General features: G+C 67.9%; 7 protein-coding genes. 4 read left to right on the top strand and 3 right to left on the bottom strand.

The window, feature by feature from the left end:
* Positions 1-161 precede the first annotated feature (161 nt).
* Entirely contained in the window at positions 162-989 is an 828-nt protein-coding gene (locus tag ACXAID_RS24145; RefSeq protein WP_475024714.1) for a PaaI family thioesterase, read from the bottom strand.
* Positions 990-1,630: 641 nt separating this feature from the next.
* Between ACXAID_RS24145 and gltB the strand changes: the two genes are divergently transcribed.
* Positions 1,631-6,262, top strand: a complete 4,632-nt coding sequence (gene gltB / locus ACXAID_RS24140; RefSeq protein ID WP_475024713.1) for a glutamate synthase large subunit — start codon at positions 1,631-1,633, stop codon at positions 6,260-6,262.
* Positions 6,255-7,721, top strand: coding sequence for a glutamate synthase subunit beta (locus ACXAID_RS24135; RefSeq protein WP_475024712.1), 1,467 nt, complete (start codon positions 6,255-6,257; stop codon positions 7,719-7,721). The genes gltB and ACXAID_RS24135 overlap by 8 nt, the downstream gene beginning before the upstream one ends.
* 513 nt (positions 7,722-8,234) lie before the next feature.
* On the opposite strand, the gene ACXAID_RS24130 is transcribed toward ACXAID_RS24135, so the two are convergent.
* Positions 8,235-9,092 (bottom strand): LLM class F420-dependent oxidoreductase, encoded by an 858-nt coding sequence (locus ACXAID_RS24130; RefSeq protein WP_475024711.1) that lies wholly within the window; start codon positions 9,090-9,092, stop codon positions 8,235-8,237.
* A 114-nt stretch (positions 9,093-9,206) separates the two neighbouring features.
* Here ACXAID_RS24130 and ACXAID_RS24125 point away from each other — a divergent pair, with 114 nt between their 5' ends.
* Both ACXAID_RS24125 and ACXAID_RS24120 read left to right on the top strand, forming a co-directional pair.
* Positions 9,207-9,905 carry a hypothetical protein gene (locus tag ACXAID_RS24125; protein ID WP_475024710.1) on the top strand — a complete coding sequence of 233 codons (699 nt, stop codon included), beginning with the start codon at positions 9,207-9,209 and terminating at the stop codon, positions 9,903-9,905.
* Positions 9,906-9,942: 37 nt separating this feature from the next.
* Positions 9,943-10,947, top strand: a complete 1,005-nt coding sequence (locus tag ACXAID_RS24120; protein ID WP_475024709.1) for a PHP domain-containing protein — start codon at positions 9,943-9,945, stop codon at positions 10,945-10,947.
* Here ACXAID_RS24120 and ACXAID_RS24115 read toward each other — a convergent pair.
* Positions 10,948-11,447: DinB/UmuC family translesion DNA polymerase (locus ACXAID_RS24115; RefSeq protein ID WP_475024708.1), on the bottom strand; the 500-nt coding region annotated here is incomplete at its 5' end. It abuts the gene before it with no gap.

The raw sequence follows: 11,447 nt of genomic DNA, 5'->3' as shown, positions 1-11,447 counted from the left end.
TCGTGGATGACGTGACTGGAGCTACAGGCACAGACACAACAACACCTCCGGGGTGTGTCAGGCGGTCCACGTGCGTCAACACACGGACCCCGAAAGGAATCAGTTACAGATCCCTTCCTGACACCTCCGGAGGCATTTGAGAAGGACTACCTCGATCTATATCAGCGGGCCGGGGCGGCGGCCGGGCCGCGGTAGGCCGTCAGTCGGCCGACCATCGCCGTCCGCCCGTCGCCGCCCACCGCCTGCAGTTCGGCCACACCGCTGCTGCGCCCCACGTGCAGCGGTCTGGCGAGGTAGTGCGCGTCGGTGCCGCCGTGGAAGGGGCGCAGGAAGTTCACCCGCAGCGACGCGGTGCGGTACGGGGCGCCGTCGTGGCCCCTGTTGAGTTCGGCCGAGCCGGCGAGCTCCAGGCCCATCGACGAGATACCCCCATGCACCGCGCCGACGCTGTTGTTCAGCGCCGGGTCGTCCCGCTGGATCAACATCGTTGCCGCACCGCCGGTTTCGGCGATGTCGAGCGCCATCAGATCCCGCAGTGCCGGGCCGGTTAGCGAAGCGTCCGGCGCGTCCGGCCACGCTGTCAGCGTGCTCGGCACCGAGATGTAGAACGACCGCACGGTGGCGGTGGCGATGACGTCGTCGCCGCTGAACAGCTCGCACAGCCCCAGCGCCCCGGACGTGCGGTGGCCCAGCTGCCGCGACGTCCCGGTGACCGGCGAGGCGGGCCGGGCCGCGAGGACGTCGACGGCGTCGGGAGCCAGTTCCAGGGACAACTCGCTGGACACCGTCCATTCGTCGGGCCCGCGGTGGCAATGGTTGATCAACCCGCCCAGATGGTCGACGAGCAGCGCCAGCGGAGCCACCGTCAGCCCGCCGGTGAGGGGGTTGAGCAGGGCGTTGACCGGCACCGACGCCACGCAGCGGGCCGGGGACTCTTCCAGCGTCTCGACCCCGAACCGGCCGAGCGGAGTGTTCAGCGCGTAGGACACCCCTGCAGCCTGACGGCAGTACCGGCCGCTGGATACCCCCGGGCGGTAAAGTGATAGCAATCTCACCCCCGCGGCCGGCCGGGCGAGCCCGGTCTCGGCGGGTTCGGCGCCGAGCCGGGCAAAGCCGTTGGTGGTCAGCGGGTTCCGCCGCCCGGTCCCGCCGCGCTGCGACGCGGACCCGTCGCAGCGGCCGGTGGCTGCCGCGGTGTCAATTCTCTAAGAATCCACCCAACTATTGCGCAAATCGCTGCAGTGCCGTAGCCGCACTACAAGGCATTAATTTTTCCACCTGGCAAACAATCAGAAAGTGTGCTCGGTTTGCTCGATACGCCCGCTGCCGGATCATCCCGGGGTGTGGCGGGGTCAAATGGTCACCGCGTCAACGCTATTCACCCGGGCCCCGGACGAGGGCGTCCCGCGGCGCCTTCCCGCCCGGCAAAACTTGTTAGGCTGGGCTAAGTTGGCATGTCAGGGGCCCTTTGTCATATCGTTTTCATCACTTGTGGCGATTGGAAAAAGGGCCATCGTTCAGTGCTGCACGAAGGTGCCTCCATCGCCAGACCGGCTAACGCTCTCGTCGACGGTTGCCGTCAGTAACGCGTCCGGAACCGGCGCGTGTGCATGGAAAAAGGTAGGTGGGAATGGCGCCCAACGCTCAAGGGCTGTACAACCCCGCGTTCGAGCATGACGCCTGTGGCGTGGCCATGGTGGCCGACATGCACGGCCGGCGTAGCCGAGACATCGTCGACAAGGCCATCACGGCACTGCTCAACCTGGAGCACCGGGGCGCACAGGGCGCCGAGCCGAACACCGGCGACGGTGCGGGCATCATGCTGCAGGTTCCCGACGAGTTCCTGCGCGCCGTGTGCCGCGACGACGGCATCGAGCTGCCGGAACCGGGCAGCTACGCCACCGGCATGGCGTTCCTCCCGCAGTCGTCGAAGGACGCGGCGACGGCCTGTGAGTCCGTCGGCAAGATCGCCGAGGCCGAGGGCCTGCAGGTGCTCGGCTGGCGCGACGTCCCGACCGACGACTCGTCGCTGGGCGCGCTGGCCCGCGACGCCATGCCGACCTTCCGCCAGGTGTTCCTCGGCCTGGGCGAGCGCAGCGACGGGAAGGGGTCGAGTGCCTCCGGGATGGAACTCGAGCGCCGCGCCTATGTGGTGCGCAAGCGCGCCGAGCACGAACTCGGCACCAAGGGCCCGGGCCAGGACGGACCCGGCCGCGAAACGGTCTACTTCCCAAGTCTTTCCGGCCAGACCTTCGTCTACAAAGGGATGCTGACGACGCCGCAGCTCAAGGCGTTCTACCTGGACCTGCAGGACGACCGGCTGACCAGCGCGCTGGGCATCGTGCACTCGCGGTTCTCCACCAACACGTTCCCGTCCTGGCCGCTGGCGCACCCATTCCGCCGGGTGGCCCACAACGGTGAGATCAACACCGTCACCGGCAACGAGAACTGGATGCGCGCCCGGGAAGCGCTGATCAAGACCGACGTGTTCGGAACCAATGCCGACCTGGACAAGATCGTGCCCGTCTGCACGCCCGGCGCGTCGGACACCGCGCGCTTCGACGAGGTGCTCGAACTCCTGCATCTCGGTGGTCGCAGCCTGCCCCACGCGGTGCTGATGATGATCCCGGAAGCGTGGGAGCGCCACGAGTCGATGGACCCCGCCCAGCGGGCGTTCTACCGCTACCACGCATCGCTGATGGAGCCGTGGGACGGGCCCGCCTCGGTCTGCTTCACCGACGGCACCGTCATCGGCGCCGTGCTCGACCGCAACGGGCTGCGCCCCTCCCGGATCTGGGTGACCAGCGACGGCCTGGTGGTGATGGCCTCAGAGGCCGGCGTGCTCGACCTCGATCCGGCCACCGTGGTGCACAAGATGCGCCTGCAGCCGGGGCGCATGTTCCTCGTCGACACCGCCCAGGGGCGCATCGTCTCCGACGAGGAGATCAAAGACGAACTGGCCGCCGAGCAGCCGTACCAGGAATGGCTCGACGCCGGCCTGTTCGACCTGGACGAACTGCCGCAGGGCGACTACGTCCGGATGCCGCACCACCGCGTGGTGCTGCGCCAGCAGATGTTCGGCTACACCTACGAGGAACTCAACCTGCTGGTGGCGCCGATGGCGCGGTCGGGCGCCGAGGCGCTCGGGTCGATGGGCACCGACACCCCGATCGCGGTGCTCTCGGCCCGTTCGCGGATGCTCTACGACTACTTCCACCAGATGTTCGCCCAGGTCACCAACCCGCCGCTGGACGCCATCCGCGAAGAGGTCGTCACCAGCCTGCAGGGTGCCATCGGACCGGAGGGTGACCTGCTCAACCCCGACGCCGACTCGTGCCGGCAGATCGTGCTGCCGCAGCCCATCCTGCGCAACGCCGAGCTGTCCAAGCTGATGTGCGTCGATCCCGACCACGAGATCCGCGGCCACAAGCACGGCATGCGTGCCGCGGTGATCCGCTGCCTGTACCCGGTCAATCGCGGGGGTCAGGGACTCAAGGAGGCCCTCGACAACGTCCGCGCCAAGGTGTCGGGCGCGATCCGGGACGGCGCGCGCATCATCGTGCTCTCCGACCGCGAGTCCAACGAGCAGATGGCGCCGATCCCCTCGCTGCTGTCGGTGTCGGCTGTGCACCACCACCTGGTGCGGGAGCGCACCCGCACCAAGGTCGGGCTGGTCGTCGAGGCCGGTGACGCCCGCGAGGTGCACCACATGGCCTGCCTGGTCGGCTTCGGCGCCGCGGCGATCAACCCGTACATGGCCTTCGAGTCGATCGAGGACATGGTCGACCGCGGGGTGATCACCGGCATCAGCAGTGACAAGGCCAAGGCCAACTACGTCAAGGCCGCGGGCAAGGGTGTGCTCAAGGTGATGTCGAAGATGGGCATCTCCACGCTGGCCTCCTACACCGGTGCCCAGCTCTTCCAGGCGATCGGTATCAGCCAGGGCCTGCTCGACGACTACTTCACCGGCCTGGCCTGCCCGGTCGGCGGGATCGAGCTCGACGACATCGCCGCCGACGTGTCCGCCAGGCATGCGCTGGCCTACCTCGACCGGCCCGACGAGCGGGCGCACCGGGAACTCGAGGTGGGCGGCGAGTACCAGTGGCGCCGTCAGGGTGAGGGCGCCGAGTACCACCTGTTCAACCCGGACACGGTCTTCAAGCTCCAGCATTCGACCCGGACCGGGCAGTACGAGATCTTCAAGGAGTACACCCGCCTGGTGGACGACCAGAGCGAGCGGATGGCCTCGTTGCGGGGTCTGCTGAAGTTCCGCGACGGGGTGCGTCCTCCGGTTCCGCTGGAGGAGGTCGAGTCGGCCAGTGAGATCGTCAAGCGGTTCTCCACCGGTGCGATGAGCTACGGCTCGATCTCGGCCGAGGCCCACGAAACGCTGGCGATCGCGATGAACCGGCTCGGCGGACGGTCCAACTCCGGTGAGGGCGGTGAGTCCGTCAACCGGTTCGACCCCGAGGAGAACGGCGACTGGCGGCGCAGCGCCATCAAGCAGGTGGCTTCGGGTCGGTTCGGTGTCACCAGCCACTACCTGACCAACTGCACCGACATCCAGATCAAGATGGCCCAGGGCGCCAAGCCCGGCGAGGGCGGCCAGCTTCCCGGCAACAAGGTGTATCCGTGGGTGGCCGAGGTGCGGCACTCCACGCCCGGCGTCGGGCTGATCTCGCCGCCCCCGCACCACGACATCTACTCCATCGAGGATCTCGCTCAGCTGATCCACGACCTGAAGAACGCCAACCCGGCCGCCCGGATCCACGTGAAGCTGGTCAGCGAGAACGGCGTCGGAACCGTCGCCGCAGGCGTGTCCAAGGCGCACGCCGACGTCGTGCTGATCTCCGGCCATGACGGCGGCACCGGGGCCACGCCGCTGACCTCGCAGAAGCACGCCGGCGCACCGTGGGAGCTCGGCCTGGCCGAGACCCAGCAGACGTTGCTGCTCAACGGTCTGCGCGACCGGATCGTGGTGCAGGTCGACGGCCAGCTCAAGACCGGCCGCGATGTCGTCATCGGTGCGCTGTTGGGTGCCGAGGAGTTCGGTTTCGCGACTGCGCCGCTGGTGGTCTCGGGCTGCATCATGATGCGGGTCTGTCACCTCGACACCTGCCCGGTCGGTGTGGCCACCCAGAGCCCGCTGCTGCGCCAGCGTTTCACCGGCAAGCCGGAGTTCGTCGAGAACTTCTTCATGTTCATCGCAGAAGAAGTCCGGGAGCTGATGGCGCAGTTGGGCTTCCGCACGGTCAACGAGATGGTCGGCCAGGTGGGCGCGCTGGACACCACCCAGGCCGCCGCGCACTGGAAGGCGCACAAGCTGGATCTGGCGCCGGTGCTGCACGCTCCGGAGTCCGCTTTCATGAACCAGGACCTGTACTGCAGCTCGCGCCAGGACCACGGTCTGGACAAGGCGCTGGATCAGCAGTTGATCGCGCAGAGCCGGGAGGCCATCGACCACGGCACCCCGGTGCGATTCTCCACCAAGATCACCAACGTCAACCGCACGGTGGGCACCATGCTCGGCCACGAGGTGACGAAGGCCTACGGCGGGCAGGGGCTGCCGGACGGCACCATCGACATCACCTTCGACGGGTCGGCGGGCAACAGCTTCGGGGCGTTCGTGCCCAAGGGGATCACGCTGCGGGTCTACGGCGATGCCAACGACTACATCGGCAAGGGACTGTCGGGCGGCCGCATCGTGGTCCGACCGTCCGAAGGTGCTCCCGACGACTATGTGGCCCAAGAGAACATCATCGCCGGCAACGTCGCCCTGTTCGGTGCGACGGAGGGGCAGATGTTCCTGTGCGGCCAGGTCGGCGAGCGGTTCGCGGTACGCAACTCCGGCGCGCACGCTGTGGTGGAGGGCGTCGGCGATCACGGGTGTGAGTACATGACCGGTGGGCGGGTCATCATTCTCGGGCCGACCGGCCGCAACTTCGCCGCTGGTATGTCCGGAGGGATCACCTTCGTGCACGATCCGCAGAATGCGTTGGCCGACAACGTCAACCCGGAGATGGTGCTGCTCGAGGAGATGGGTCCCGAGGATCTCGAATATGTCCGGGAAATGATCACTGCGCACGTTGATGCCACTGATTCGGCAGTGGGACAACGGATTCTGGCTGATTGGGAGAACGAGATGGCGCACTTCACGAAGGTGATGCCATGCGACTACAAACGTGTGTTGCAGGCGATCGCCGATGCGGAACAGCGCGGGGCGGATGTCGACGAGGCGATCATGGCGGCCGCCGGTGCCTGATCCCCGTGGTTTTCTGAAGTACACCCATCGCGAGACCCCGCACCGTCGGCCGGTCGACCTGCGGTTGCGCGATTGGAAAGAGGTCTACGAGGACTTCTCCCAAGACACCCTGACCGAGCAGGCCAGCCGCTGCATGGATTGCGGTATCCCGTTCTGCCACAACGGGTGCCCGCTGGGCAACCTGATTCCGGAGTGGAACGACCAGGTGCGCACCGGGCGCTGGCGAGACGCCATCGAGCGGCTGCACGCGACCAACAACTTCCCGGAATTCACCGGCCGGCTCTGCCCGGCGCCGTGCGAGGGATCCTGCGTGCTGGGCATCAATCAGGATCCGGTGACCATCAAGCAGGTCGAGGTCGAGATCATCGACAACGCGTTCGCCGAGGGCTGGGTGGTTCCCTCGCCGCCGGACCGGCTGAGCGGAAAGAGTGTTGCCGTGGTCGGATCCGGCCCGGCGGGGCTGGCTGCCGCACAGCAGCTGACCCGGGCCGGGCATGCCGTGACGGTCTTCGAACGCGACGACCGTATCGGTGGGTTGCTGCGATACGGCATCCCCGAGTTCAAGATGGAGAAGCGCCACATCGACCGGCGCCTGGAGCAGATGCGGGCCGAGGGCACCGAGTTCCGCAGCGGAGTCAACGTCGGTGTGGACATCACCGCCGCACAGCTGCGCTCGCAGTTCGACGCGGTGGTGCTGGCGGGCGGGGCGACTGCGCGCCGGGATCTGCCGATTCCCGGCCGTGAACTCGACGGCATCCATCAGGCCATGGAGTATCTGCCGTGGGCCAACCGGGTTCAGGCCGGCGATGACGTGCTCGACGCAGACGGTCAGCCGCCGATCACGGCCACCGGCAAGAAGGTCGTCATCATCGGCGGCGGGGACACCGGGGCGGACTGCCTCGGGACCGCGCACCGCCAGGGTGCGGCCAGTGTGCACCAGTTCGAGATCATGCCCCGGCCGCCGGAGACGCGTGCCGACTCGACCCCGTGGCCGACCTATCCGCTGATGTTCCGGGTCAGTTCGGCGCACGAGGAGGGTGGCGAACGGGTCTACTCGGTGAACACCGAGGAGTTCGTCGGCGAGAACGGCACGGTGACGGGCCTGCGGGCGCACGAAGTGAAGATGAACGCCGGCAAGTTCGAGAAGATCGAGGGCACCGACTTCGTGCTGGAGGCCGATCTGGTCCTGCTGGCCATGGGCTTCACCGGTCCGGAACGTCCGGGACTGCTCACCGACCTCGGTGTCGAGTTCTCCGAGCGCGGCAACGTGAACCGGGACGGGGCGTTCGCGACGTCGGTGCCCGGTGTCTACGTGGCGGGCGACATGGGCCGCGGTCAGTCGCTGATCGTCTGGGCGATCGCGGAGGGCCGCGCGGCGGCCGCCGAGGTCGATCGCCACCTGATGGGCCGCACGGCGCTGCCGGTGCCGATCAAGCCCACCACTGCTCCGCAGCGATGAGCGCTTGCGCGAAGAGCAGACGGTAGCGGTAGAACCTCATCGGTTCGGCGAGTTTGCGCGCAGGGTTGTACCCGGGTGAGAGCCCGCGACCCTGGCTGCAATCTCGTCGGCGGCAGCCCAAAATCCGCGCCACATCCGTCACTTCAGTCACATGCGCCACTCCAAAAACATCTGATCATTCATCGGCGTGCCTTCGGGAGTTTGCCAGCCGATGGGTATCTAATGACTTCCTGAGGGTGCTGCGGTAAGGTGGCTCCCCGGGTCAGCTATTGCACACCGCAGGAGTGATCACCGTGTATATCAACTCGATTACCCGGTCGCGAGTAAGTCGAATCGCCTGGTTACTGTTCCGACACCCGGTCAAGAGCCGTGACTTCCCCGCCAAGGCGGAGCGGTTGGTGACCGCAGACGAGCTGCTTCGCTACGGCATCTAGCGAACTCTCGAACCGGTGCGACCGCCGGAATTCCGTTGCGCAGTCGTATATTTGCCGGATCGTTATTCTTTCGTGATCGTCAGTTGTCTTTGCTGGTCAGTCCCGATTCTCGGATCTTGACGGCCAGTGGTTCCAGCACCCGCGGATCGTGGGGCGGTGGCAGGTACATGATCGCCAGATCCAGACCCTGTTCACCCAGCGCGGCAGCCTCCGCGATGGCCTTGTCGTAGTCATGGTCGGCGCCGATCCGGACGTGCGCCGACAGCTCGATGTCGGTGGGATCGCGCCCGACATCGGCGCAGTGTGCGGCCAGGACGTCGCGCTTGCGGGCGAACTCCTGCGCAGTGCCGCCGACGAAATTCCAGTGATCGGCGTACCGGGCGGTGATCCGCAGTGTGCGTTTCTCGCCATTGCCGCCGATGCAGATCGGAGGGTGCGGACGCTGGGGGCCCTTGGGCTCGTTGCGCGCGTCTCTGAGCTGGTAGTAGGTGCCGTCGAAGGTCGTCGTGTCCTGGGACAACAGCCCGACCAGCACCTCGCAGGCCTCCTCGAACCGGTCGAAGCGCTCCTTGACGGTGCCCAGCTCGATGCCGTAGGCCCCGGATTCCTCCTCGTTCCAGCCCGCGCCGATCCCCAGCTCCAGGCGCCCACCGGAGACGATGTCCAGGGCCGAGGCCATGTTGGCCAGCACCGCGGGGTGACGGTAGTGGATGCCGGTGACGAGCACCCCGACACGCAGCCGGGAGGTCGCCTGGGCGAGCGCGGTCAAGGTCACCCAACCCTCCAGACAGGGGCCGGCGGGGTCGGAGAAGATCGGGTAGAAGTGATCGAACGTCCACCCCGACTCGAACACGTCGATCTCGTCGGCGGCCTGCCAGACCGCCAGCAGGTCGGACCACTCGGTGTTCTGCGGCGAGGTCTTGAACGCAAAGCGCATCTCGCCGACTCTAGACCGGCACCCTGACCTCCCACCTGTTTGTCAGCTGTGTCACCGGGTAGCTGTCCGGGTGTCACCCCGTCGCAGGGGTCGACCGGAATCGAGGAGGACAGAATGCGACCCAAGGCAGCACTTGCCACGGCCGCCGCCGCGACGCTTCCGCTGGCCGGCGCCGGTACCGCCACCGCCCAGGAGCCCCCCGAGCCGCCCGCCGTGCCGACGGTGATCCCGCTGCTCGCGCTCAACGGGACCAATGCGACCGGGACCGCGACGCTGACGCCGAATCCCGACGGCAGCCTCCGGATGCAGGTCAACGCGTCCGGCCTGGTCCCCAACCAGCCGCACGCCCAGCACATCCACGGAAACGCCGAAGGCAGGGACTTCGTGTGTCCCGGCCCGGCCGAGGACGTGACCGACGACCGCAACGGCGACGGTCTGCTCTCGGCGGTGGATGCGTCGGCCGCCTACGGACCGATCTTCATCGCGCTGACCAACGAGGGCAACACCGACCCCAGCAACGGGCTGGCGCTCGACGATTTCCCGGTGGCTGACGACACCGGTCAGGTGATCTACGACCGCACCCTGCCGGCCGACCAGGTCCCGGAAGGCGCCATCGCGCATCTGGCCGACCTCACCGTCGTCGAGCACGGGATCGACGCCGACGGCAACGGTGAGTACAACCTGGACGCCCCGATCGGCGAGTCCGAACTCGCGCAGGTGCTGGACATGACGGGAGTGCCCGCCGAAGCCACCTATCCGGCGGCCTGCGGCGCAGCCCTGGGCGCCACCGCCGACGGCGACGCCGAGAACTGACCCGCACGCAGTGGTCCGGGTCCGGGACACTGAGTCCATGGACCCGGTCACCGCGTTGCGACAGATCGCCTACTACAAGGACCGCGCGCGCGAGGATCCGCGCCGGGTGATGGCCTATCGCAACGCAGCCGACGTGCTCGAAGCCCTCACCGACGAGCAGCGCGAGCGGCACGGCAAGGCCAACAGCTGGCAGACCCTGCCCAGGATCGGGCCGAAGACCGCGACGGTGATCGCCCAGGCCTGGGCCGGCCGCGAACCCGACGCGCTCGCCGAGTTGCGCGCCGACGCCGAGGACTTCGGCGGCGGCCCGATCCGCACGGCGCTGCGTGGCGACCTGCACCTGCACTCCAACTGGTCCGACGGCTCCGCGCCGATCGAGGAGATGATGCTGGCCGCCCGCGACCTCGGGCACGAATACTGCGCGCTGACCGACCATTCGCCACGGCTGCGGGTGGCCAACGGACTCTCGGCGGACCGACTGCGCGAACAACTCGACGTGATCGACGAGATCCGCGAGGTGGTGGCCCCCATGCGGATCCTGACCGGCATCGAGGTCGACATCCTCGAGGACGGCTCACTCGACCAGGAGGTCGAGCTGCTCGAACGGCTCGACATCGTGGTGGCCAGCGTGCACTCCAAGCTGGCGATGGATTCCGCGGCCATGACCCGCCGGATGCTCAAGGCGATCGCCGATCCGCACACCGATGTGCTGGGCCACTGCACGGGGCGGCTGGTCACCGGGGGCCGCGGCCTGCGTGCCGAATCGAAGTTCGACGCCGAGAAGGTCTTCACCGCCTGCCGCGACCACGGGACGGCGGTCGAGATCAACTCCAGACCCGAACGGCGCGACCCGCCGACGCGGCTGCTGACACTGGCGATGGACATCGGTTGCGTGTTCTCCGTCGACACGGACTCGCACGCCCCGGGGCAACTGGAATTCCTCGGTTACGGCGCCCAGCGCGCGCTGGACGCCGGGTTGCCCGCGGAGCGGATCGTCAACACCTGGCCGGCGCAGCGACTGCTGGACTGGACGGGCTCCTAGTCAGTCCGGCAGCAGTGGCATCTCCAGTCCGGCGTCCCGGCCGAGCAGCACGCCGCGCAGCACCGCGGCCTTTCCGTAGCGCTGCCTGACCAGGTCCACCGCACCGTCGATCGGCGCGGTGTCACAACGGTTTTCGAAGGGGAGCTCGAGCTGTTGCGCGCCGTCGCGGTCGATGTTGCTCACTGCGAATCCGATCAGGGTCAGGCCCCGCTCGGCGATCAGTGGGGCAGCCCCGGCGACCAGGGTGCGCGCCGCGGCCAGGACCGTGTCGGTGGCTGCGGTGGCCCGCGGCATCGTGTGCGACCGGGTGGCGCGGCCGAAGTCCTCGAACCGCAGCCGCAGCACGACGGTGCGACCGGTGCGGCCCGCCGCCCGCATCCGCCGGGTGATCCGGTCGACCAGGTTGATCACGACCGCGTCGACCTCCTCGGGCGACATCGCCGTGCCGGCACGACCGAGCGCCCGCTGCGCACCGACCGAGCGGCGCTGCTGCCCGGACC

This window comes from Mycobacterium sp. ABE4_509 (assembly GCF_056160785.1).
The sequence above is the reverse complement of the archived record's forward strand: the minus strand, read 5'-3'. Positions and strand labels throughout refer to the sequence as shown.